The following is a 23,948-nucleotide window of genomic DNA, read 5'->3' on the forward strand; positions in this document are numbered from 1 at the left end:
CGCTTCGCGCGGGCCGTTCGAGCAGACACTGGCCAGGAAGCCAGTCGGGCCTTGTACGAACGGATAGGAGAGTTTCTGTTCGACCAGCGGCTCGTTCCCGATCCGACCAACTATGCCTTTGCCTATCAGCTGCTCTCCGATCCCGATGGCACGCTGGCACGTGCCGTACAGCAACTGACCGAAGGTGGCGTACGCCTTACCAAACGCGACATCCTGTCGCTGCATTGCGATCTCGAGCCCGACCACACCCCGCCTGCCGAAGACCCGGGTGCCGCCAAGGCACGTACCGAAGGGCTGGTGGCGCGCACCCAGATGCAGGTCGAAGGCTTTGCCGACATGGTAACGGCGATGCGCGCCGAAACCGCCGATTTCGGCCGCGACCTTGCCGCAAGCGCGCGCGCGATTTCAGACCGGGGAGAAGGCACCGAAGCGATCGACGAAGTTACGCGGCTCACTGCGGCCATGCTGACCCGCGTGCGGACCGCCGAGGAAAAACTGGAAAGCGCAACGCGCGAGGCCACCGAGCTGCGTGAGAAGCTGGAAGAGGCGCGCGAAAATGCCCGGCGCGATCCGCTGACCCAATTGCCCAATCGACGCGCGTTCGAAGAGGCCTATGCCGCCCAGGCCAATATCGGCGGCAAGATGTGCATGGCCGTTTGCGATGTAGATCATTTCAAGTCGGTCAATGACCGGTTCGGCCATGCGGTCGGCGATCGGGTACTGAAAGCGATCGCCGAGGCACTGACCCAAAGCTGCCGAGGGCACATCGTCACGCGCTACGGCGGCGAAGAATTCGCGATCCTGTTTACCGGTGTATCGCTGGAGAAAGCGCGCCAGACTCTCGACCAGGCCCGCGCCACGGTGCAGGCCAAGCGCTACAAGCTGCGCGATACCGATGCGCCGCTGGGCGAAATTACCTTTTCCGCAGGGCTCACCCCGGTTGTCGCGGGGGAATTGCACCAGACCGCATTTCACCGCGCAGACCGGCTACTATATGCCGCGAAGAATAGCGGACGGAACTGCATTCAGGTCGGCGCCGCCAAACCAGGTGAAAATCGCCGCTAGTTAGCACATTTCACCGATCGGCTACGCATATTTCGCCATAGTGCGACAAGCTACCCTTCAAAATTCGCAGATTTGCGCCGTTTCCGCAATTTGGCACGCTGTCTGCAAAGCTCTCTGCATGGTTCGGAACGTCCGGACCGACATCAGGGAGTGACTATCATGACTGCTCGTATCGACTCGTTCCAGCGCAGTGTTGCCGCTTTCGGCGCCGTTCTCTTCACCGTCGCGCTGATGGTCTATTCCATCCCGACCGTGCACGTCGCATGAACGCGCGGCACCCGGGCCGGATCTCCCCGGCCTATAGCGTGGTGATCGCCGCCCTTTCCTTCGCGATCACCACCATTGTCATCCTCGGCAGCGGTTTGCAGGGCTCCAGCCTCCTCGGCTGATCCCTGCGACCGCTCCGGCGGCCCCAAGCCGCGGAACAACAAGCCTTTCCCACCGGTTTTCGGCACACCCCTCCTCGCACCGGAGCAGTGCCGATGTCCGACCCCGACCTTATCGAGCGAGTCCAGGAAGACGCCCTCCCCGGCGAGGAGCATATGCTCGACCCCAGACCCCAATGGCAGCCGCGCTACCCCGGCTCAGGCCGGCTGAAGGACAAGGTGGCCGTAATTACCGGCGCCGACAGCGGCATCGGCCGGGCCGTCGCGGCCCTGTACGCCCGCGAGGGCGCCGACGTGGCGATCGTCTATCTGGACGAGCATCAGGACGCCGAGGCCACCGCCGACATAGTCCGCAGTGAGGGCCGGCAGGCACTGACCATCGCCGGCGATATCGGCGACAAGCATTTCTGCGAACAGGCCGTGGCCCAGGTGATCGACCGGTTCGGCCGCATCGACGTGCTCGTCAACAATGCGGGGGAGCAACATCCCGACAAGGACATTGTCGACATCACCGAGACGCAACTGCGGCGAACCTTCCAGACGAACATCTTCGGCATGTTCTTCATGGTACAGGCGGCGTCTCCGTATCTGAAATCGGGCGCAGCCATTGTGAACTGCACCTCGGTAACGATGTACCAGGGCGAGCCCGAACTGCTCGACTATAGCGCGACCAAGGGCGCCATCATTGCCTTCACCCGCAGCCTGTCGATGAACCTCATCGAAAAGGGGATCCGCGTGAATGCCGTGGCGCCGGGGCCGATCTGGACGCCGCTCAATCCCAGCGGCGGCGCATCGCCCGAAAAGCTCACACATTTCGGTGAAAGCGTGCCGATGGGCCGACCAGGCCAGCCCAATGAAGTGGCGCCCGCCTTCCTGTTTCTGGCTTGCGAAGATGCGAGCTACATGTCGGGACAGGTCTTGCACCCGAACGGCGGCACGATCGTGAACGGTTGAGACGGGCGCTGCGCCGGCGTCACACCGGCGCTGCCTCGCCGACGGGTGCGGTGGGTGCTTCCTCACCCCGTGAATAGACGCCGGTGAGCAACCCGGCGGCGAGCACGTGCCCCGCCATTGCCTTCACCAGCGCGCTGCGGCCCGGATTCTCGCCGATTTCGCAGCCGCGACCGAGCGCAAACAGCTGAAACGCATAATGGTGCGGACCATGGCCGGTAGGCGGGTCGGGCGGCAGCCAGCCTTCGCCCAGATAGCTATTGCGGCCGACGTCGGTGCCGTCCGCAACGCTTTCACCATCGGCGCGGATGGCGCCCTCCTTCAGGTCGCCCTCGACCGGCAAGCCCCAGACTACCGCATGCACCAGTGGCTGCGGGGCGGGGGCATCGGGATCCTCGACGATCAGCGCCAGGCATTCGGTGCCTTCCGGCACTTCTGTCCAGAACAGCGGCGGCGACACCCCCTCGCCGTCTGCCGTAAACCGCTCGGGCAGCCTGCCGCCATTGGCGAAGGCCGGGCTGGCGAGGTGCAGCACTTCGAAACTGCCAAGCTCGGGCTGGACGATCGCCAGCTTCCTGGCGCCGGCGCGCAGGCCCTTCAGCGCGCTCCCCAGCCAATACGGTACATGTTCGAGCATTGCGGACTCTCCCGTTTGGCTGCCAAACGCGTCTCGGCCCGCGATTATCCCCGCTTCAGAGGTCGAGCTTCTCGTAATCGGCGGGTGGGGTGATCCCCTCCATACGCTCGGTCAGAAGTTGGCGGAAGCTGGGGCGGCTCTTCATGCCAATATACCAACGCTTGGCGAGTTCATGGCTCTTCCAGTCGATGCCGCCCAGATAATCGGCGATCGAAATCTGTGCCGCCGCCGCCAGATCGGCAAGACTCATCGTCGCGCCGGCCAGCCAGGTGCGGTGGTCGAGCAGAAAGTCGATATAATCGAGATGGCCGACCGCTGCCTTCATCGCCTCGCGCAGCACCTTGGCGTCAGGCGCCTGGCGATAGACCAGCCGTTTGATCATCCTCTCGTGCAACAGCGGCGCAGTGATATCGCCATAGAAATGATGCTCGAACCACACGACCAGCCGCCGAATTTCAGCGCGGTCGACAGCGGTACCGTTGAGCATCGCATTCTTGTTCACCGTTTCTTCGAAGAACTCGCAGATCACGGTCGAATCGATCAACGTCACCCGGCGCTCGGTATCGACCATCACCGGCGTCTGGCCAGTAGGGTTCAGGTCGAGAAACTCGTCCCGACGCAGCCACGGGGACTCGCGCACTGGCTCATAGCCGACACCCTTCTCTGCCAGCAGGAGCCGGACCTTCCGCGAAAAGGGGCACAGGGGAAACTGATAGAGCTGCCACATGCCCGAAAGCCTTAGGGCGCAGAGTCGGTAGGGGGAAGAGCCATTGTAACAATGCGTACCATTCTACACTTTAGGCGGCGCATTTATAGAATGGAGCCGTACCTTGGCGCCCAGCATCAAGGACGAAGAGACCGACCGGCTGGTGCGCCGCTCTGCTCGGGCAAAGGGCGTTAGCTACACCGCCACGATCAAGCTGGCGGTCAGCGCGGCAATCGACCGCGAAGAGGCGGCTTCCTTTCGCAATCATCTCCGCAAGGCGCAGGCACTGCCGTTCATGCGCCACGCAACGGCTATAGCGCCGACGATATCCTGGGCTATGATGAGCATGGCCTGCCGCAGTGATTGCCATCGATACCTCCGCCTTGGGGCGCTTGCTCTTTGCCGAACCTGAAGCGGAGGCAATCGCCGCCTGTATCGAGCGGCAGGATCATGTGTTGATCGGCCCGCCCACCGTGCTCGAGTTCCGCATGGTCTTGCTCGGACAATCCACGCGGCAAGCGGCCGACGCCGGCGCAATGCTGATCGAGCAATCACCTTTCGATGTCGCGGGGTTTACGCCCGAGCATCTTGCTACAGCAGCCAAAGCGTTCGATCGCTTGGGGAAGGGCCGCCACCCCGCCCGGCTCAACTATGGCGACTGCATGGCCTATGCCGTCGCCGCAGTCGCGGGCTGTCCGCTGCTCTTCAAGGGCGACGACTTCCGCCACACCGACGTGGTCGCCGCCCTCGATTGAGGTTTACTCAGCCGCCACGGCCTCGATGCTGTCGTCGAGCGGATAGGGCAAGCGAGTCAGCATTTCCTTCGGCACGACCTGCCAGAATTTGCCGAGCTCGCGCTCCCAGTCCTCGAGCAGGCCACTCGACCATTTGCTGTCGGTCGCCTCGGCATGTGCTTCCACAAGGCTGCGCAGCTTCGCTTCCCAACGGCTCGATGCGACACGCTGCCAGGTGATGTTTTCCGGATTGGCGTGGCGTTCGAAGCTGCCGTCGACATCATAGACGAACGCCATGCCGCCGGTCATGCCCGCACCGAAGTTCATGCCGACGCGACCGAGCACCACGGCGGTGCCGCCGGTCATATATTCGCAGCCGTTCGCGCCGCAGCCTTCGACCACCACTTCGGCACCCGAGTTACGCACGGCGAAGCGCTCGCCCGCCTGACCGGCCGCGAACAGCCGGCCCGAAGTCGCGCCATAGAGGACGGTGTTGCCGATGATCGTGTTGTTCCACGATTCGATCGGCGAGCTGACCATCGGCCGTACTACGATCACGCCGCCTGACAGACCCTTGCCAACGTAATCGTTCGCGTCGCCGAACACTTCGAGCGTGATGCCCTTGCACAGGAATGCGCCGAGCGACTGGCCTGCCGAACCGCGCAGGCGGACATGGACATGTCCGTCTGCCAGCGACGACATGCCGAAGGTGTTGGTCACTTCCGCAGAGAGCCGCGTACCCACGGCCCGATGCGTGTTCCGCACCGAATAGCTGAGCTGCATCTTCTCGCCGCGCGCGAACACCGGTGCGGCGTCCTTGATCATCTGCGCATCAAGGCTGTCCGGGACCGAGTTGCGGAAGGTGCTGAGACTGAAGCGCCGCTCGGCATCGTCCGCATCCACCTTGGCGAGGATCGGATTGAGGTCGAGATCGTCGAGATGCTCGGCGCCGCGGCTGACCTGCCGGAGCAGTTCGGTGCGGCCGACCACCTCGTCCAGGCTCTTGCAGCCGAGCTTCGCCAGAATCTCGCGCACTTCCTCGGCGATGAAGGTCATCAGGTTGATGACCTTTTCCGGCGTGCCGACGAACTTGGCGCGCAGCCGCTCGTCCTGCGTGCATACGCCCACCGGGCAGGTGTTCGAATGGCACTGGCGCACCATGATGCAGCCCATCGCCACCAGGCTCAGCGTGCCGATACCGAATTCCTCGGCACCCAGGATGGCGGCGATCACGATGTCGCGCCCGGTCTTGAGGCCGCCGTCGGTGCGCAGCTTGATGCGGCCGCGCAGGCCGTTGAGCGTGAGCGTCTGGTTCACCTCCGACAGGCCCATTTCCCAAGGCGTGCCGGCGTACTTGATCGAGGTGAAGGGCGAGGCACCCGTGCCGCCGGTGTGGCCGGCGACCAGAATCACGTCCGCATGCGCCTTGGCGACGCCCGCCGCGACGGTGCCGATGCCGGCCGAGCTGACCAGCTTCACGCACACCCGCGCCCGGGGGTTGATCTGCTTCAGATCGTAGATCAGCTGCGCCAGATCCTCGATCGAATAGATGTCGTGGTGCGGCGGCGGACTGATCAGCGTCACGCCCGGCGTCGCGTGGCGCAGCCTGGCGATGAACTCGGTGACCTTGAAGCCGGGCAACTGGCCGCCCTCTCCGGGCTTGGCGCCCTGGGCCACCTTGATCTCGATCTCGTCACAGGCGTTCAGATATTCGGCCGTGACGCCAAACCGGCCCGAGGCCACCTGCTTGATGCTCGAATTGGCGTTGTCGCCATTGTCATAGGGCTTGTAGCGCGCCGCATCCTCTCCGCCCTCACCCGACACGGCCCGCGCGCCGATGCGGTTCATCGCGATCGCCAGCGTCTCGTGCGCCTCGGGGCTCAACGCGCCGAGCGACATGCCCGGCGTGACGAAACGCTTGCGGATTTCGGTGATCGCCTCGACCTGATCGATCGATACGCCGCTTTCCGGGAAATTGAACTCGAGCAGGTCGCGCAGATAGATGGGCGGCAAGTCGCGCACGCCCCGCGAAAAGGCCAGATAGCTCGAATAGCTGTCGGTCGACACCGCCGTCTGCAGCAGGTGCATCAGCTGCGCCGAATAGGCATGCGCCTCACCGCCATGGCGCTGGCGATAGAAGCCGCCGATCGGCAGCGTCGCCACCGCCGTATCATAGGCAGCATCGTGCCGCAGCCGCGCCGAGAGATGCAGCGAGGCATAGCCTTCGCCCGAAATCTTGGCGGGCATGCCGGGGAACAGATCGTTCACCAGCGCGCGGCTGAGCCCCACCGCCTCGAAATTATAGCCGCCGCGATAGGAGCTGATGACCGCAATGCCCATCTTCGACAGGATCTTGAGCAGCCCCTCGTCGATCGCCTTGCGATGGCGCTTCAGGCAATCGGCAAGGCTGAGGTCGCCGAACAGGCCGCGGGCGTGGCGGTCGGCAATCGCCGCTTCGGCCAGATAAGCGTTCACCGTCGTCGCGCCGACGCCGATCAGCACCGCATAATAATGGGTGTCGAGGCATTCGGCGGTCCGGATGTTGACGCTGGCATAGGAGCGCAGGCCGCGCCGGACGAGATGCGTATGCACCGCCGCCGCCGCCAGCACGCCGGCAATAGCGACCTTGTCAGGCCCGCAATGCTCGTCGGTCAGGAACAATTCGGTGCAGCCGGCGCGCACCGCCTGCTCGGCCTCATAGCGGATGCGCTTGATCGCCGCCTTCAGCGATTCGGGGTCGCCATCGGCGGGGAAGGTGCAGTCGATCTCAGCCGCCTGGCCCCCGAAATGCGCACGCAGCCGGTGCCAGTCGGCATTGGTGAGCACCGGGCTTTCCAGCACCAGCACCGGGCTGCCGCTCCCCTCGGTATCGAGGATGTTGGCCAGATTGCCGAAGCGCGTCTTCAGCGACATCACATGCCGTTCGCGCAAGGGATCGATCGGCGGATTGGTGACCTGGCTGAAATTCTGCCGGAAGAACTGGCTGATGAGGCGCGGCTTGTCCGAAATGACCGCCAGCGGCGTGTCGTCGCCCATCGACCCGATCGCTTCCTTGGCGGTTTCCACCATGGGCGCGAGGATCAGTTCCATATCCTCCAGCGACTGGCCGGCGGCGACCTGGCGGCGCGTCAGCTCGGCGCGGTCATAATAGGTCTCTTCCGGCGCGGCGGGCAGATCATCGACGGTCAGGAAGCCCTGCACCATCGCGGCATAATCGGCCTCGCCGGCGATCTGGTCCTTGATGGCGCGATCGTGGAACAGCTTGCCCTGGTCGAGGTCCACGGCGATCATCTCGCCCGGCCCCAGCCGACCCTTGGCGACGACATTCGCCTCCGCCACCGCGACCATGCCGGTTTCCGATCCGACGATCAGCAACCCGTCCGAAGTCTGGGTATAGCGCAAGGGACGCAGCGCATTGCGGTCCATGCCCGCCACGGCCCACCGACCGTCGGTCATCGCCAGCGCGGCGGGGCCGTCCCACGGCTCCATCACGCTCGCCAAATACTGGTACATCGCCTGATGGGTAGCGGGCACGTCCGCCGTCCACGCTTCCGGCACCAGCATCAGCTTGGCGGTCGGCGCGTCGCGGCCCGAACGGCAGATTGCCTCGAACACTGCGTCGAGCGCGGCGGTGTCGGACGCGCCCGCCGGGATCACCGGCTTGATGTCCTCGCTCTGCTCGCCAAACGCGATGCTCGCCATCTTGATCTCGTGGCTGCGCATCCAGTTCTGGTTGCCGCGGATCGTGTTGATTTCGCCGTTATGCGCCAGGCAGCGGAACGGCTGCGCCAGCCACCATTGCGGGAAGGTGTTGGTGGAATAACGCTGGTGGAAGATCGCGACGCGGCTCTCGAAGCGCGAATCCTTGAGGTCCGGATAGAAGTCAGACAGCGATTCGGCGAGGAACAGCCCCTTGTAGATGATCGAGCGGCACGACAGCGAGCAGATGTAGAAGCCGCCGACCTGCGCCGCGATCACCCGCTTTTCGATGCGACGGCGGATCAGATAGAGCTGGCGCTCGAACTCGGCGGCGTCCATCGCCTCCGGCTCGGGGCCGGCGATCATGATCTGCTCGATCTCGGGCCGGGTCGCCTGCGCCTTCATGCCGATCACCGACACGTCGACCGGCACCTGACGCCAGCCATAGATGGTATAGCCCGCTTCGATGATCTCGCTTTCGACGATCGTGCGGCAAGTTTCCTGCGCGCCCAGATCGGTGCGCGGCAGGAAGATCATGCCCACCGCCAGCCGGCGCGGCAGCACCCGGTGGCCGCTTGCGGCAATCGCCTCGTCGAAGAAACGCAGCGGCAGATCGACATGGATGCCGGCGCCGTCGCCGGTCTTGCCGTCAGCGTCCACCGCGCCGCGGTGCCACACCGCCTTCAGCGCATCGATCGCCGACTGGACGACGCGGCGCGACGACTGGCCGTCGGTCGCCGCGACCATGCCCACGCCACAAGCATCGCCTTCAAATTCGGGGCGGTACATGCCTTCGCGGGCAAGGCGCGCACGTTCGGCGCTGAGCTTGGTCTGGTCCATATCGTCTCTCAAATCTTCGTGCTTCGTTGCGGCGAGGCGGTGCGATCAGCCCGCCGGCTTGTCCTTGCTGTGCGGCGGCGCCTGCGGCGCGGGCGCAGCATGGGGGGCCTTGTCCTTGGCGCCTTCGCCATGCGCGGCCTGATACTGGGTGATATACTCGATCGCCGAATTGCGACCGACTTCCTCAAACTCGGCGCGGTGCGCAGCGGTCTGCGCGTTGGAAATGCCGGATACGACGGGCGCGAGCTGCTGGTTTGCCCGCGCCAGCAAGCGGCCGGACCGCGAGAAGGCGAATCGCAGCAATTCCGACCGGTCGGTCTGCGACAGCGAGGCAATGGCGCCGGCCGCATTGCCGGCCATCGTCTGCTTCACGGCATTTTCGGAAATCTGGCCGGAGCCCGCCTGGGCATCCTTCACCAGCGCGCCCAGATCGCCTTCCTGGGCGGCGCCCTGGATCACGGCGGCGCCGGTATCGCTCTGGTAGAATTCCAGCGCCTCTTCCAGCGCGTCGGCATCGAGTTCGCGCGCATAGATATCACCGATCGCGACAATGAGGCGCGGCAGCGTCTCCTGCAGGTTGCGGGCCATCATCGGGCGCATGGCATCGATCACATGCTTGATAAGGCCGGGAAACTTCTGCTCTGCAGCCGCGAGACTGGGATCCTGCCGCATCTGTTGCGGCAGCGTCTGGGTCAGCAGCTTCTCGAGCTGGATCTTGGTAACCGCCTCGCCGTTGAGCAATGCCGCGAGCTTGCGGCCCAATGCGATGCGGTTGGCATCCGGCGGCCCGAAGCTTTCCGCCGATGGCAGCGCGGGCGCGGGTGGCGGGACAACAACGGTCGTCACCGGGCGAGAGGCATTACCCTTCTTCGCCCCGCCATCCTGCGCCTGCGCCTGGCCCATTGCGAGCACCATACCCGCCACCAGACCAGCCAGCTTCACGCCGGCGCGCACATTCCGCAGCAGGCTCATGCCGCCACCGCCTCGGCCGAAGCCGCCGCCTTGGCCCGCGCCTTCATCCAGCCGTGCATATGCGCCGCCACGTCGCGGCCGTCGCGGATCGCCCACACCACCAGGCTCGCCCCCCGCACGATGTCGCCGGCAGCGAACACACCATCCAGGCTGGTCATCATCGTCTTGCCATCGGTGCGCAGCGTGCCCCAGCGGGTGACGCCCAGTTCCTCGGCACCGAACAGCTTGGGCAGATCCTCGGGCTCGAAACCCAGCGCCTTGATGACCAGATCGGCGGGAAGCTGGAAATTGCCACCGGGATCGACTTCCGGCGCGCGGCGACCCGAGGCATCGGGCGCCCCCAGCCGCATCTTCGACGCGCGCACCCCGGTCACCTGCTCGGCCCCGTCGAACGCCTCCGGCGCCGAGAGCCAGACGAATTCGACGCCTTCCTCCTCGGCATTGGCGACTTCGCGCTGCGAGCCCGGCATGTTCGCCCGATCGCGGCGATAGAGGCACTTTACCGAGGCGGCGCCCTGGCGGATCGCGGTGCGCACACAGTCCATCGCGGTGTCGCCGCCGCCGACCACGACCACATTCTTGCCCGCCGCGTTCAGACTGCCATCCTCGAACGCCGGCACGCTGTCGCCAAAGCTCTTGCGGTTCGACGCCGTCAGATAATCGAGCGCATCGACCACGCCCTTCGCGCCGACGCCCGGCGCCTTGATGCCGCGCGGCTTGTAGACGCCGGTGGCGATCAGGATCGCGTCGTGGCGTGCGCGCAGCTCGTCCAGACTCGCATCGCGGCCGACATCGAAATTGCGGTGGAAGACGATGCCGCCTTCCTCCAGCCGCTGAATGCGGCGCATCACCACGTCCTTTTCCAGCTTGAAGCCGGGGATGCCATAGGTCAGCAGTCCGCCGGACCGGTCGTAGCGGTCATAGACATGCACCGCATAGCCATAGCCGCGCAGATATTCGGCCGCCGCCAGCCCCGCCGGGCCGGCGCCGATGATACCGACCGACTGGCCGCGGTCAGGGCCGACCTGCACCGGCTCCACCCAGCCTTCGGCCCAGGCGGTATCGGTGATGAACTTTTCGACCGAGCCGATCGTCACCGATCCGTGGCCCGAGAATTCGATCACGCAATTGCCTTCGCACAGCCGGTCCTGCGGGCAGATGCGGCCGCAGATTTCCGGCATGGTCGAGGTGCTGTTCGACAGCTGATAGGCCTCGCGCAGCCGCCCCTCGGCGGTCAGGCGCAGCCAATCGGGAATGTGATTGTGCAGCGGGCAATGCACCGAGCAATACGGCACGCCGCATTGCGAGCAGCGCCCCGCCTGCGCCTCGGCATCGGGCACGGCATAGCGCTCCGCAATCTCGCGAAAGTCTTCCGCGCGGATCGCAGCAGGGCGCTTGGCCGGATAGGCCTGTCCACGCCCGACGAATTTCAGCATCGCATCATCAGCCATGTCGCCCCCTCTATCGGAGAGCGACGGCAATAAAAAGGTAGCAATACTGACCTATGAAGCCTCCAGGGCCTGTTTTTGATGCACGGCCGACAAAAAACCAATCAAATTAGGTCCGATTCGGCCTTACCGCATCCCCAGCCAGATCAGTGCCGCAACGCCCGCCACGATTCGATACACCGCGAAGGGCGTGAAACCATGTTTGCTGACAATGCCGACGAACCATTTGATGACGGCCAGCGCGACGATGAACGCAACGAGGAATCCGACGCCGATCTCCCCCCAGCCGATGCCGCTGGTGACGATCATCTCGCGATTCTTGACCAGCTCGAGCACCGTCGCGCCCAGCATTGTCGGGATGGCGAGAAAGAAGCTGAACTCCGCCGCCGTGCGCCGCTCGACGCCCAGCGACAGTGCGCCCATGATCGTTGCGCCCGAACGGCTGACGCCGGGCACCATCGCCAGGCACTGGATGAAGCCGATGCCGACGGCGCGGACCATCGGAATTTCGGCGATACCGTGCACCGTCGCCGACTTGGCCAGCCGCTCGACGACCAGAATGGCCACGCCGCCAACGATCAGCGCCCAGGCAACCACCTGCGGTTTGCCGAGCAGCGCCTCGATATGCTTGTGCAGCGCCAGGCCGATTACCGCCGCCGGGAGGAACGCGATCAGCAGGTTGCGGACGAACCGGATCGACACCGGATTCAGCCGGATCAGCCCCTCCAGCACGGCCCAGAAGGTGCGCCAGTAGAGCACCACCACCGCCAGGATCGCGCCGAGCTGGATGACGACGTTGAACATCGCCCAGCGCGCCGAATCATAGCCCATCAGCTCGCTGGCGAGGATCAGATGGCCGGTCGAGGAAACCGGCAGGAATTCGGTGACGCCCTCGACAATGCCGAGCAGGATGGCGACCAGCATTTCGCTCATGGCAGGCCCTTCTGGAAACAGGCGCCGGAGCGACCCCGCGCGAGGGCGCCCCGCGCGGGAATGTCAGGATCAGGCGGCGGTGCCGAAACGGCTGAACCGCCCGGCGCGGCGGAACCGCACCAGCCAGCCCGGCGCCACGCTTGCCAGCGGCGTGGCATGCACGCCCAGCGCGGCAAGCCCTTCGGCGCCTTCCGGCACGACATTATCGGCCTTGAGCATCGCAAACTGGTCGCGCGTGATCGGCGCGCCTGGCAGGAAGCCGAACGAGGCGATCAGCCCGCCCAGCGAATCGGGCAGCGCGATCAGGCACGGCGTGCGGCCGATCGCCTCGCCGATCCAGCGCATCAGGCCGGCCATGCTCAGCACATCGGGGCCGCCCAGCGCATAGGTCTTGCCGGCATGCGCCTGCGGGTCCGCCAGCGCCGCTGCCACAGCCTGCGCAGCATCGACGACATAGACCGGCTGGAAGCGGGTTTCGCCGCGGATCACCGGCACGACCGGCGCACCGGCAATCATCCCGGCGAAGCGATTGACGAACGCATCCTCGCGCCCGAACAGAATCGAGGGACGCAGAATGGTGGCACCGGGGAATGCTGCCAGCACGGCCGCCTCGCCCTCGGCCTTGGTGCGGCCATAGGCGGACGGCGAATGCGGATCGGCACCCAAGGCGGAAATCTGCACGAAGGCGCTGGCCCCTGCCGCCGCTGCGGCTGCGGCGGCATTGCGGGCGCCATCGACATGAATGCCCTGGAAGTCGCCCTTCAGTACGCCGACCAGATTCACGACCGCATCGGAGCCCTGCAGCGCGCGTGCCAGCGTCTGCGGCTTCGTCACGTCACCGGCGACGAACTGGGTCTGGCCCAGGCCGCCCAGCGGCTTCAGGAACCAGGCGTCGCGCGGCCGGCGCTCGACGATGCGCACCCGCGCACCCGCGCTCAACAGCTCCTGCGTGACGTAGCGCCCCAGAAAGCCCCCGCCGCCGATCAGCGTTACCAGCCTGTCCTTCATCTCAGCCTCAATGATCTTCGCAAGCGCTTCCCCATGCCGCCTGCCGCGCCAAACGGCAAGCGGCGCGTGCTGTTGTTATTTTTGTGCGACATGCCGGTTGACAACCCCGCCGATGCTCCACTAGAGGCGCCGGCCTACCCCGTGCCCAGATGGCGGAATTGGTAGACGCACCAGCTTCAGGTGCTGGCGATCGCAAGGTCGTGGAGGTTCGAGTCCTCTTCTGGGCACCATTTTCCGTCTCTGGATTCGTCCAGAGACGTCCAGCAAGAGACTGGTTTCAACGCAAAATTTCATCGATGCTCGCTGGCAACCGTCCGGGTTGATCCAGCGAAATCCAGCAAAAGAGTCACAAAAAGAGGCTCATTCTGTGACTGCTGGGTGAACCCGGAAAATCCGGGAACACGATGATGCTGACACAGCTCAAGATCACCTCCGCAAAGCCCATGGCGAAACCCTACAATCTCGCCGATGGCCAGGGCTTGGTGCTGATCGTTCAAACGACCGGCTCGAAGCTCTGGCGCTTCCGCTATCGATATGGCGGCGTGCAGAAGACGCTCCACCTCGGTCCATGGCCGACCATCTCGCTCGCCGACGCACGCGAGAAATGCCGCGAGGCGCGAAAGACGATCGCCGCCGGGCTCGACCCGGTCCTTGAGAAAAAGCGCGCAAAGATCACCGCCAAGTTCGCGGTAGCCACCACCTTCAAGGAGGTGGCGCTCGAATGGATCGCGAAATGCGAACGAGAGGGCCGCGCAGATGTCACCCTGGACAAGATTCGCTGGCTGCTCGGCATGGCGTATCCGCTGATCGGCACGCTTCCGATCAACTCCATCACGCCCGCCGAGACGCTCGCCGTCCTCCGCAAGGTGGAGACGAAAGGCCGCTACGAGAGCGCGCGCCGCATGCGCAGCGTGCTCAGCCGGATATTTCGCTACGGCATCGCAACCGCGCGCTGCGACCGCGACGTGGCGGCCGACCTGCGCGGCGCACTGACCACCCCCAGGACCACGCATCACGCGGCAATCACCGATCCTCGAGAAGTCGGCATCCTCCTGAAGACAATGGAGACCTACACCGGTCAGGCGGTTACGCGAATCGCCATGCGGCTATCGCCGCACCTCTTCGTCCGGCCGGGCGAGTTCCGCCAGGCCGAGTGGAGCGAGATCGATGTCGATAAAGCTATCTGGTCGATTCCCGCCGAGCGGATGAAGATGCGGCGACCGCACAAGGTCCCGCTGTCCCGGCAGGTTCTGGAGATGCTCGAGGAGCTGCGCGAGATCACCGGGCACCGCCAGCATCTGTTCCCATGCATGGGGCGCCCGAGGAAGCCAATGTCCGAGAATGGCGTCAATCAGGCGCTGCGGCGGCTTGGCTATGAAAGCGGCGAAATGACCGCGCACGGGTTCCGGGCAATGGCCGCGACATTGCTCAACGAGATGGGCTGCTGGCACCCCGACGCCATCGAGCGGCAGCTCGCGCACCAGGAGATGTCGTCCGTCCGCCGGGCCTATGCGCGTGGCGAATATTGGGACGAACGCGTCGCCATGATGCAGCACTGGTCGGATCATCTCGACGGTCTGCGGGAAGCAGCGGAAGCGCCAAGGCCCGCGAGAGCCGCCTCCGGCAGAGCGAAGGCCCGGAAATCAGTGGTCGGCCGCCCTCGCGACCGGCCAGCGCGATAAGCTGCCTGCATCCTGCCGGGTATGGGCCCAGCCTATACCCGCAGGGTACGAGGCGATCGATCCACCGGGCCGGGTCCTCAACCCGGTCGCTGGCAGGATCCCACAAGGGCCTTGAGACTGCCATATTGGATGAGTGTCGCCCGCCCGACCTTCACCGTCTCCAGATCGCCTGACTGAATCAGCTCGTAGACGCGCGATCGGCTGAGACCGGTTATCCGCGCCGCCGTCGATACGCGCACGGTTAGCGGCTCGATCTTCTGCTCCCAGGCGCGCTCGATCATTTCTGCCCCCGCCGCCGTGCTTCACGCGCTCTAACGAAGCTACGGTCGCCCTCGAGAAACGACACGAGCATCGCGGGAACCAGTTCTGCGATCGGCTCTTCAACGCCGTACGTCTCAGCGTACATCGTGGCGTATGATTGCAGGTCAGTCTGCAGATCCGGCGTTATCGTAATCGAGAGCTTGACCGGCGTTCGATCCGGAAGCTTCCCAAGCTTCAGCTCTGCCATGTCAGCCTCCAATGCCGCGCCACGGCGCAAGGATGAGGTCACGGTGAACGATAAGCCGGACCGGCGCGCCGGGTCGAATCGTGATGGTCGGCTGGATTTGCAGGTTGCGGGAGGTAATCTGGTCGCCAGCGCGCGAGACGTTCTGCTGTGTGGATTGGCGGATCGCCTGGAGGACATCACTCTCGCCGGAAAAGCTCATGTTTGCGCCAACGCCAAGCAAGGTCGAAATCGCAACGCCCTTGAGCAGTACCCAGGTGTGGAAATCGACCCGATCCGCAAGCCCGGCATAGCGCGACGGGTCAGTTGCCGGCACATTGGCGACCCCCGCGATGACGATCGCGAAGACGACAAGGATCTGGCCGATGAGCAATTTGGTGGGTGTCACGTCGAGGCTCCCGCCCGCCGGACAGGACCGGCTCGGGCGGATTCAGACTCGGTGACGGGGGTCCAAAACGGAACGGCGCTGATGGGCGCTGATGGGCTTGGATTGGTTCAGATCGGGTGGTGGGCGAACCAGAAGCCGGTGAAACGAAGCCACGTCGCGCGGCCCCGGTCAGAGGCTGGCGTCGTTCCTCAACGCTTCAAGGCGCTCTCCCGAGACGGTCGCCACGATGTCGCGAAGGGATCGGACCGACTGCGACAGCGCGTCGAGGTCGTCATTGCCGATCTCGTAGCTGGCCGAATAGCGCGCCTCGACATAGGCGCGCTTCAACAGTTCGAAGCGACGGCGCTCGATCCGGAAAGCGCGCGGCCACGTCTCGATCAGGCGCGGTTCGCTGTCCTCCGCAAGCGAACGCAGGAATTTGATGTTGTGAGACCGGGGGAAATAGAGGGTGCGCACCAGCAGGTAGCAAATATAGGCCCGCTCTGTCGCTTGATGGAGCAGGAAAGCCGCGTCTTTCGCTTCGCCTTCTTTAGGGTGAGGACTCGTTGATTACAGCCAGAAGATGACGGTTGCGGCGAGTGCGATGGCGGAGAAGAAAGCCGTAGGGCAGCGGTCGTAGCGGGTGGCGACGCGGCGGCAGTCTTTCAGGCGGCCGAACATGATCTCGATGCGGCTGCGTCGTCGGTAGCGTCGTTTGTCGTATCTGATTGGTTCGTTGCGGGGTTTTCGGCCGGGAATACAGGGCTGGATGCCCTTGGCGTTGAGGGCATCCCTGAACCAGTCGGCATCGTAGCCACGGTCGCCGAGCAGCCACTGCGCTTTCGGCAGATCATCGAGCAGCGCTGCCGCGCCGGTATAGTCGCTGACCTGGCCAGCGGTCATGAAGAAGCTCAGCGGGCGTCCGTTCGCATCGGCGACGGCATGGAGCTTGGTGTTCATGCCGCCTTTCGTTCGCCCGATCAGGCGGCCAAGATCCCCTTTTTAACCCGCAGGCTGGATGCCGTGCGGTGCGCCTTCAGATAGGTCGCGTCGATCATGACGGTCTTCGGCTCGGCATCCGCCGCAGCCAGACCTTCCATCATCCGGGTAAAGACCCCGGCCTCACCCCAGCGCTTCCAGCGATTATACAAGGTCTTGTGCGGGCCGTAGTCCCTGGGTGCGTCCCGCCAGCGCAGCCCGTTGCGATTGACGAACACAATACCGCTCAGCACACGCCGGGCATCGACGCGCGGCTTGCCATGGCTTCTGGGAAAGAACGGCCGAAGCCGCTCCATCTGCTCGTCCGTCAGCCAAAACAGGTCGCTCATCTCTGTCTCCTCACAGAGCTTGAATCAGATCGCGCACCTCACATCAATGGATCCTGACCCTACGAAGCCATCTGCAAGGCTTGGCAGCTCGAGCCAGCCCGCTTCACACCAAATCCGCACCCCCAAATCCCGGGACCAAACACTTGTGGCTCGATAGATTATCCATGATGACGATGTCGCCATGGCGCAGTGTGGGCACGAGGACCTGCGCCACATAGGCCTCGAGGCATTCGTCAAAGATTTGCGGGTTTCTTGACGTTCACGTAAGGGGAAAGTAAATCTGCCGCATGAACGATGCTGCCTTTCCGCTTGACGCCCTTGCACCGATCGAACCGCGACCCGACCGCGATTCTTTCTCGATTTCAGATCTTTGCGCCGAGTTCAACGTCACGCCCCGCGCGCTGCGATTCTATGAGGACGAGGGGCTGATCGGCCCCGAGCGGCGTGGTACCCAGCGCATCTATTCGCATCGTGATCGCGCCCGGCTGGCCTGGATCCTGCGCGGCAAGCGCGTTGGCTTCAGCCTAGCCGAGATCAGGGAGATGATCGATCTCTACGATCTGGGTGATGGCCGGAAGGTGCAACGTCAGGTGACGGTGGCGCGCTGCCTCGACCGCATCCGCCATCTGGAAGCGCAAAAACGAGACATCGACACGCACATCGCCGAGCTGTCGCAGCTCGTCCACCTGATCAAAGGCAAGGAAAGCGAGCACTGAGGTACCCGGAAATGCCGCAATATGCCGGTGCCAAAGACGCCTCTTCGACGGCGTTGGGCATCGAAGGCGTATCGATTGTCATGGCCTTCCGCGGGAAAACACTGCTACGGCTGCCGACTATCTATTTTGCGTCACGGGCACCATTCCCCACCTGCCGCGCTCGTCGCTGCGTCCCCACCTGCAGCGCCACGGGATTAGCCGCTTGTCGCAATGGGGGCGTCACGAAAGGGCTGAAGCGCAAGTTCAAGTCTTATCCGACCGGCTATTTCCACGTCGACATCGCCCATCCGCGAACGGCAAGCCCATTCTCGTCCGATCATCGAAGTCAGCTCCGCATCGCTTGATCTCGTGCGTCTACTGCCCGTATTCTGTTGCGAACGTCCGCCCAGGTAGCATCATCCCACTCCGCCAAGCGAGCAAAGTTGGCGCCATTGCCCTGATAGCCGGCGCCGTCAATGGCGATGAGTTGGCCAGAGATGAAACTGGAACCCGGTGCGAGCAGGAAGGCGGCAAGGTTCGCGAGTTCGCTTTCGTCGCCATAGCGGCGCATGGGATTCGAGTTCGCGGCGGTAATACCTTGCTCACCCGTCAGAAGCCGGGCTTCCATTCCCGCTGTGGGGGGAAAGGCACCGGGGCAGATGGCGTTGAGGCGAATGCCTAGGCGCCCCCATTCCACGGCAAGGGACTGCGTCATTGCCCACACCGCCGCCTTCGACATTGCGGCCGGCACGCCGTAGGGCCCGCCATTGATTACCCAAGTCGTCAGAACGGAAACGACCGCAGCAGGAACGCGATCCGCGATCCATCGCTTTCCGCAACCTGTAGTCATCAAGAACGAGCCACGAGCTACCGTCTGGGCAATGGCGTCATAGCCGTTCGCCGAAATCGCCTCGGTGCGCGCGATGAAATTCGCGGCGGCGTTATTCACAAGGCCGGTCAGCGGGCCTCCATCTGTCCAAATCGCCGACAGCAACGCCTCCACGTCCTCCGCCGAGCGCAAATCGCAGACAAAACCGCGCACCCGCTCGGCGCCGTTTGCTTGGTTGATCTCTCGTGCGGTGCTTTCAAGAATTTGCCCGCGTCGACCGCAGATATAGACCGTGGCACCGAGCGCGGCACACCCCTCAACGATGACCCGTCCCAATCCTGTTCCGCCGCCCGTCACCAGGATTCTGGCCCCCGCCAGCGCGCCTTCACGCAACATAACATCCTTCTCGCCGATCATATGTCGCTCGCTTTTTTTTCAATAGTGGCAGCGCGCCGGGCGTCGCGATCTGCGCACCTTCTCCTATGGATGAACCCGATTGCGCCTCTCGATTATGCATGGACTTTTTCATGACGCAAGCTATCGTTCGATCGTTCGTTAGATTATGGAGCAACGCCAGACTGGCGGGGTGAGGCACGCTCTACGCAATGCTACACGTGCTGGCCTGCCTCGCCAAAAGTCAGGGGAGCGACCGTGGGAGGGGATATGGCCGCAGTCGAATTCTCCGTGGCGGAACCCGGTATCGGCATCATCCTGCTGAACCGCCCGCAAGCAATGAATGCAATCACGTTGGAATGGGTGGAAGACCTCCACGCCATCCTCGATGCGCTTCCAAACGAAACGGCGATCCGCTCGGTGATCCTCACGGGAGCGGGTGCCGATTTTTGTGCCGGCTTCGACCTCAAGTCGGGCGATCAGGCCTATCAAGAAGGCACCGGTAATCCCGTTATGCGCGCCTTGAACTTTCAGGAACGTATCGCGACGCTCGTCGAAAAGATGATCCGATCGCGTCAGCCGATCATTGCCGCGATCAAAGGCGCAGTAGCCGGTGGCGGCTTGGCGATTGCGCTGGGCAGCGACATTCGCGTGGCAGGCCGCTCCGCCCACTTCCACGTCGCGAACGCACGTATCGGATTATCGGCCGGCGATGCGGGGATCAGTTGGCTATTTCCGCGGCTCGTGGGTCTGTCGCGCTGTTTCGAACTGCTCGTGACAGGGCGAGCCTTCGGCGCCGAGGAGGCCGACCGCATCGGCCTACTTTCACGGCTGGTCGACGACGATCAGGTTCTGGAATCAGCACTGCAGATTGCACGGGCGATCTCAGAGAACTCGGCCTTCGGTGTCCGGATGAGCAAGGATGTCATCTACGCGGCCCTCAGCGCCCCGGATCTCCGCACTGCCAGCGCGATCGAGAACCGCACGCAACTGCTGTGCGGATTCACCGGCGACACGCAAGAGGCGATGGCGGCATTCCGGGAGAAGCGCAAGCCGAACTTCAAAAATTAGGGGCAGGCGTCATTTAGCCCTTACGCAGCCGCCTGCCGAAAACATCGAAAGACAACGCATGTCCGAGGATACCGTACTAGTTTCTCATGACGGCCCGATCGCCATCGTTACCCTGAACAGGCCCAAATCCCTCAACGCACTGTCCACTGGCCTTCTCAAACGCCTGGCGGAACGCTTCGCCGAGCTTCAGGGGCAGGATGAGGTGCGGGTGGCGATCCTCACCGGGGCGGGGAAAGGCTTTTGCGCAGGCGCAGACCTCGACGAACTCGCTTCCTCGGACAACGTGCTGCAGGCACCGGACGAGGAGGTCGGCACCGGCCACAAGCGCTTCGGCATGGCCGTCTTTGACCGCCCGGTCATCGCGGCCATCAACGGCGTCGCGTTCACCGGGGGCCTGGAGCTGGCGCTGTGCTGCGATATGCGCATCGCATCCACCCTGGCGCGCTTCGCCGATACGCACGCGAAAGTCGGCGTCATTCCCGGAGGGCGCATGACGGCTTTGTTGCCGCGCCTCATCGGGCTCGGTCGCGCGAAGGAGATGTGCTTGAGCGCGCGGATCATCGACGCGTCCACCGCTGATCGCTGGGGCCTGATCAACCGCGTTGTCGATCCCGAGGAACTGATGCCTTCTGCCCTCGCGCTGGCGCGAAAGATCGCCGCTGCCGACCCTGCATTTCTGCGGACCTACAATGGCCTGATCGACGAGAATTATGATTCAACCTATCGCGATGCAGTCGATCACGAACATATCCGCTCTCGCGACCTGAATCAGGCGTTTGAAAAAGGGTTCGACGTCTCCTCGCTCGTGCTGGGGCGGCAGGGTCGCCCATGAGCTTGAAACGCAGCGCGCAGGAAACCCCGCACCCGGCACGGCCTCGCAAATATTCGCCTCGAGATGCAAGATTCGGATGATGGTCTCCAGGCTAAACGGATCGGGCGATCCTGCCATTGTCCTATGGTCCCGCTAGCAGGGGCGCGTCGCTATTCCGACGCGCGCACGCCCTCGCCTCGCGCCAGGGCCAATTCGCCGGAGAGACCCCGATGTACCCTACAAGCACCGTCGAAACACAACGGCATCCTGCCGTGCAAGCAGCACGTGGCGCCCTCTGCGCCAATGGAAATCAAACCTGCGCGCGACACATGACCGCGCAATAGGAGGATGAATGACAGAAGATATCTTGATTGTCGCGGGTGCGCGCACCGCGATCGGCGACTTCGGCGGTGGCTTGAAAGACGTGCCCCCGGCTGAACTCGGCGCGACGGTGATTGCCGAGGCGATCCGCCGCGCCGCGATGACACCCGCCGACATCGAGCACGTCGTAATGGGGCAGGTGATCCCGACCCTGCCTTCGGACGCCTATCTGGCGCGTGTGGCGGCGGTCCGTGCCGGCATTCCGCACGGTGCACCGGCGCTGACCCTCAACCGGCTTTGCGGCTCGGGGTTGCAGGCGGTGATCTCCGCGTCGCAGATGATCGCGCTGGGCGAAATCGGCGTGGCTGTCGCGGGCGGGGCGGAGAGCATGAGCCGCGCGCCCTATCTCGCCACTGGTATGCGCTGGGGCACCAAGATGGGCGATACCGCGATGCTCGACATGATGGTGGGCGCGCTCTCTGATCCGTTCGAGGCGGTCCACATGGGGGTAACGGCGGAAAATGTCGCCGAACGCTTCGATGTCTCGCGCGAAGCCCAGGACGCACTCGCAGCCGAAAGCCACGCCCGCGCCGCCCGCGCGATCGCCGAGGGGCGGTTCGCAACGCAGATCGTGCCTGTCGAGATCAAGACGCGCAAAGGTACTATCGCTTTCGCCACCGACGAGCATGTCCGGAGCGAGACGACAGCGGAAAGCCTGTCCGCGCTGCGCCCCGCCTTCCGAGGCGACGGATCGGTGACTGCGGGCAATGCGTCCGGCCTGAACGACGGCGCCGCCGCGCTGGTCCTCGCCTCGGCCCGCCAAGTGGAAGCGCGCGGGCTGCAGCCGATGGCTCGGATCCTTGGCTGGGGGCACGCCGGCGTCGACCCGCGGGTCATGGGGATCGGCCCAGTCAAAGCGGTGCCGATCGCGTTACGCCGGGCCGGCGTAACGCTCGACCAGATCGACGTGATCGAGGCGAATGAAGCCTTCGCCGCCCAGGCATGCGCAGTCGCAACGCAGCTGGGGTTCGATCCGGTGAGGCTCAATCCCAACGGCAGCGGCATCGCACTCGGCCATCCGATAGGCGCCACCGGCGCAATCCTCGTGGTGAAGACCCTGTACGAACTGCAACGGACCGACGGGCGCTATGGCCTTATCACGATGTGTATCGGTGGCGGCCAAGGCATCGCCATGGTAATCGAGCGGCTGGTGCCCTGATGGATCGAATACATCATTCGCGCGCCAACCTCTGATACCGGGTTGCCGCTGGATCTCCCTAAAGCGAGGAACATAAGGCTAACCTCGGCCCGCGCGCCGATCATGGACTGTACAGCCACGGAAAGCGCGCGGGTGGCGCATTAACAAGCATTCCAAATATGGATGCCAATGCGCATTCGAAATCAGGCAAAGGCAGATCGCTTGAACTGCTCTTCCCAGATGCAAGGTCCACCACTTTGGTGATCAATGCTGAGGTCAACCTGCATCGGAAGACGCACCAGAAAAAGCCGGCGATTCCCGGCTACCCCTTCCTGTTCGCCCGTCAGTCGAGTGCTTTGACGATTTCCTCGACCATCTTCTTGGCGTCCGCGAGCAGCATCATGGTGTTGTCGCGATAGAATAGCTCGTTGTCGACGCCGGCATAGCCAACGCCGCCCATGCTGCGCTTGATGAACAGCACCGTCTTGGCCTTTTCCACGTCGAGCACCGGCATGCCATAGATTGGCGAGGACTTGTCGGTCTTGGCGGCGGGGTTGGTCACGTCGTTGGCGCCGATCACAAAGGCAACATCGGTCTGGGCGAACTCCGAATTAATGTCCTCCAGCTCGAACACCTCGTCATAGGGGACGTTCGCTTCCGCCAGCAGCACGTTCATATGCCCGGGCATGCGCCCGGCGACGGGGTGGATTGCGTATTTCACGCGCACGCCGTGCGCCTTCAGCTTGTCCGCCATCTCGCGCAGGACATGCTGCGCCTGCGCCACGGCCATGCCATAGCCGGGTACGATAATGACCTGTTCCGCCTGGCTCATCAGGAACGCGGCGTCCTCGGCCGAACCGCGCTTCCACGGCCGGTCGATCTTGGCCCCACCGGCGCTTGCGGCGGCATCGCCGCCAAAGCCGCCTGCGATCACGCTCAGGAAGCTGCGGTTCATCGCGCGGCACATGATGTAGGAGAGGATCGCACCCGAACTGCCGACCAGTGCGCCGGTGATGATCATCGCCGTGTTATGCAGCGTGAAGCCCATGGCAGCCGCTGCCCAGCCCGAATAGCTGTTGAGCATCGATACGACGACTGGCATGTCGGCGCCACCGATCGGGATGATCAGCAGGAAGCCGATCGCGAAGCTGAGCACCGTAATCGTCCAGAAGATCCAGGGATCCTGATGCTGGACGAAATAGCCGATCAGCCCGAGGATCGCGGCAAGCACGACCAGGTTGATCACATGCCGACCGGGCAGCAGGATGGGCTTGCCACCCATATTGCCGTTGAGCTTCAGGAAAGCGATCACCGATCCCGAAAAGGTGATCGCGCCGATCGCCACGCCCAGCCCCATTTCGATCCGGCT

General features: G+C 64.1%; 22 protein-coding genes, 1 tRNA gene and 2 pseudogenes. 11 read left to right on the plus strand and 14 right to left on the minus strand.

Annotated elements, in window-relative coordinates:
* Window positions 1-51: 51 nt before the first annotated feature.
* The 3 genes from ACT53K_RS18655 to ACT53K_RS18665 all read left to right on the plus strand — a co-directional run bounded on the left by ACT53K_RS18655 (window position 52) and on the right by ACT53K_RS18665 (window position 2,405).
* Complete coding sequence (locus ACT53K_RS18655; protein ID WP_476230284.1) at window positions 52-1,065, plus strand: GGDEF domain-containing protein; 1,014 nt, start codon at window positions 52-54, stop codon at window positions 1,063-1,065.
* A 263-nt stretch (window positions 1,066-1,328) separates the two neighbouring features.
* Complete coding sequence (locus ACT53K_RS18660) at window positions 1,329-1,454, plus strand: hypothetical protein (RefSeq protein WP_476230285.1); 126 nt, start codon at window positions 1,329-1,331, stop codon at window positions 1,452-1,454.
* Window positions 1,455-1,547: 93 nt separating this feature from the next.
* Window positions 1,548-2,405, plus strand: coding sequence for a glucose 1-dehydrogenase (locus ACT53K_RS18665; RefSeq protein WP_476230286.1), 858 nt, complete (start codon window positions 1,548-1,550; stop codon window positions 2,403-2,405).
* Window positions 2,406-2,424: 19 nt separating this feature from the next.
* Here ACT53K_RS18665 and ACT53K_RS18670 read toward each other — a convergent pair whose 3' ends face one another.
* The gene (locus tag ACT53K_RS18670; RefSeq protein WP_476230288.1) at window positions 2,425-3,039 is read right to left on the minus strand and encodes a YbhB/YbcL family Raf kinase inhibitor-like protein; all 615 of its coding nucleotides are present in this window, start codon (window positions 3,037-3,039) and stop codon (window positions 2,425-2,427) included.
* Window positions 3,040-3,094: 55 nt separating this feature from the next.
* Entirely contained in the window at window positions 3,095-3,766 is a 672-nt protein-coding gene (locus tag ACT53K_RS18675) for a glutathione S-transferase family protein (protein ID WP_476230289.1), read from the minus strand.
* Between the two features lie 103 nt (window positions 3,767-3,869).
* Between ACT53K_RS18675 and ACT53K_RS18680 the strand changes: the two genes are divergently transcribed.
* Window positions 3,870-4,157: a type II toxin-antitoxin system VapB family antitoxin gene (locus ACT53K_RS18680; RefSeq protein WP_476230290.1), complete on the plus strand. Its 288-nt coding sequence runs from the start codon at window positions 3,870-3,872 to the stop codon at window positions 4,155-4,157.
* Window positions 4,105-4,500, plus strand: a complete 396-nt coding sequence (locus ACT53K_RS18685; RefSeq protein ID WP_476230291.1) for a type II toxin-antitoxin system VapC family toxin — start codon at window positions 4,105-4,107, stop codon at window positions 4,498-4,500. The genes ACT53K_RS18680 and ACT53K_RS18685 overlap by 53 nt, the downstream gene beginning before the upstream one ends.
* Window positions 4,501-4,503: 3 nt before the next feature.
* Here the strand turns inward: ACT53K_RS18685 and gltB are convergent, their stop codons facing one another.
* The 5 genes from gltB to ACT53K_RS18710 form a co-directional block, all read right to left on the minus strand.
* A complete protein-coding gene (gltB, locus tag ACT53K_RS18690) occupies window positions 4,504-9,018 on the minus strand; it encodes a glutamate synthase large subunit (protein ID WP_476230292.1) in 4,515 nt (1,504 codons plus the stop codon).
* Window positions 9,019-9,063: 45 nt separating this feature from the next.
* The gene (locus ACT53K_RS18695) at window positions 9,064-9,990 is read right to left on the minus strand and encodes a DUF2059 domain-containing protein (protein WP_476230293.1); all 927 of its coding nucleotides are present in this window, start codon (window positions 9,988-9,990) and stop codon (window positions 9,064-9,066) included.
* Window positions 9,987-11,441, minus strand: coding sequence for an NAD(P)-dependent oxidoreductase (locus tag ACT53K_RS18700; RefSeq protein ID WP_476230294.1), 1,455 nt, complete (start codon window positions 11,439-11,441; stop codon window positions 9,987-9,989). Before ACT53K_RS18700 ends, ACT53K_RS18695 begins: the two co-directional genes overlap by 4 nt.
* Before the next feature lie 123 nt (window positions 11,442-11,564).
* The gene (locus ACT53K_RS18705; RefSeq protein ID WP_476230296.1) at window positions 11,565-12,371 is read right to left on the minus strand and encodes an undecaprenyl-diphosphate phosphatase; all 807 of its coding nucleotides are present in this window, start codon (window positions 12,369-12,371) and stop codon (window positions 11,565-11,567) included.
* A 69-nt stretch (window positions 12,372-12,440) separates the two neighbouring features.
* The gene (locus tag ACT53K_RS18710) at window positions 12,441-13,379 is read right to left on the minus strand and encodes a complex I NDUFA9 subunit family protein (protein WP_476230297.1); all 939 of its coding nucleotides are present in this window, start codon (window positions 13,377-13,379) and stop codon (window positions 12,441-12,443) included.
* A gap of 143 nt (window positions 13,380-13,522) precedes the next feature.
* Here ACT53K_RS18710 and ACT53K_RS18715 point away from each other — a divergent pair.
* Window positions 13,523-13,609 (plus strand) — tRNA-Leu (locus tag ACT53K_RS18715).
* A 177-nt stretch (window positions 13,610-13,786) separates the two neighbouring features.
* Window positions 13,787-15,061, plus strand: coding sequence for a tyrosine-type recombinase/integrase (locus ACT53K_RS18720; RefSeq protein WP_476230309.1), 1,275 nt, complete (start codon window positions 13,787-13,789; stop codon window positions 15,059-15,061).
* 77 nt (window positions 15,062-15,138) lie between these two features.
* On the opposite strand, the gene ACT53K_RS18725 is transcribed toward ACT53K_RS18720, so the two are convergent.
* The 5 genes and pseudogenes from ACT53K_RS18725 to ACT53K_RS18745 all read right to left on the minus strand — a co-directional run bounded on the left by ACT53K_RS18725 (window position 15,139) and on the right by ACT53K_RS18745 (window position 17,261).
* Complete coding sequence (locus ACT53K_RS18725) at window positions 15,139-15,342, minus strand: helix-turn-helix domain-containing protein (protein WP_476230298.1); 204 nt, start codon at window positions 15,340-15,342, stop codon at window positions 15,139-15,141.
* Entirely contained in the window at window positions 15,339-15,569 is a 231-nt protein-coding gene (locus ACT53K_RS18730) for a DUF2274 domain-containing protein (protein WP_064310737.1), read from the minus strand. Before ACT53K_RS18730 ends, ACT53K_RS18725 begins: the two co-directional genes overlap by 4 nt.
* A gap of 1 nt (window position 15,570) precedes the next feature.
* A pseudogene (locus ACT53K_RS18735) lies at window positions 15,571-15,885 on the minus strand (TraB/TrbI/VirB10 family type IV secretion system protein); the annotation flags it as partial.
* A 237-nt stretch (window positions 15,886-16,122) separates the two neighbouring features.
* A pseudogene (locus ACT53K_RS18740) lies at window positions 16,123-16,470 on the minus strand (HEPN domain-containing protein); the annotation flags it as partial.
* Between the two features lie 33 nt (window positions 16,471-16,503).
* A protein-coding gene (locus ACT53K_RS18745) for an IS5 family transposase (protein WP_476230300.1) occupies window positions 16,504-17,261 on the minus strand; the annotation gives its coding sequence in 2 pieces (ribosomal slippage) (window positions 16,504-16,928 and window positions 16,928-17,261; 759 coding nt in all).
* Between the two features lie 287 nt (window positions 17,262-17,548).
* Between ACT53K_RS18745 and ACT53K_RS18750 the strand changes: the two genes are divergently transcribed.
* On the plus strand, window positions 17,549-17,977 hold the full coding sequence (locus tag ACT53K_RS18750; protein WP_476230301.1) for a MerR family transcriptional regulator: 429 nt from the start codon (window positions 17,549-17,551) through the stop codon (window positions 17,975-17,977).
* A 325-nt stretch (window positions 17,978-18,302) separates the two neighbouring features.
* Here the strand turns inward: ACT53K_RS18750 and ACT53K_RS18755 are convergent, their stop codons facing one another.
* A complete protein-coding gene (locus ACT53K_RS18755) occupies window positions 18,303-19,202 on the minus strand; it encodes an SDR family oxidoreductase (protein WP_476230302.1) in 900 nt (299 codons plus the stop codon).
* Window positions 19,203-19,448: 246 nt separating this feature from the next.
* Between ACT53K_RS18755 and ACT53K_RS18760 the strand changes: the two genes are divergently transcribed.
* The 3 genes from ACT53K_RS18760 to bktB all read left to right on the plus strand — a co-directional run bounded on the left by ACT53K_RS18760 (window position 19,449) and on the right by bktB (window position 22,600).
* The gene (locus ACT53K_RS18760) at window positions 19,449-20,249 is read left to right on the plus strand and encodes an enoyl-CoA hydratase/isomerase family protein (RefSeq protein WP_476230303.1); all 801 of its coding nucleotides are present in this window, start codon (window positions 19,449-19,451) and stop codon (window positions 20,247-20,249) included.
* A gap of 58 nt (window positions 20,250-20,307) precedes the next feature.
* Window positions 20,308-21,081: an enoyl-CoA hydratase gene (locus ACT53K_RS18765; protein WP_476230304.1), complete on the plus strand. Its 774-nt coding sequence runs from the start codon at window positions 20,308-20,310 to the stop codon at window positions 21,079-21,081.
* 331 nt (window positions 21,082-21,412) lie between these two features.
* On the plus strand, window positions 21,413-22,600 hold the full coding sequence (gene bktB / locus ACT53K_RS18770; RefSeq protein WP_476230305.1) for a beta-ketothiolase BktB: 1,188 nt from the start codon (window positions 21,413-21,415) through the stop codon (window positions 22,598-22,600).
* Between the two features lie 322 nt (window positions 22,601-22,922).
* On the opposite strand, the gene ACT53K_RS18775 is transcribed toward bktB, so the two are convergent.
* A partial coding sequence (locus ACT53K_RS18775; RefSeq protein ID WP_476230306.1) for an NAD(P)(+) transhydrogenase (Re/Si-specific) subunit beta occupies window positions 22,923-23,948 on the minus strand: 1,026 nt, incomplete at its 5' end.

The organism is Sphingomonas sp. DMC8 (genome assembly GCF_056314185.1).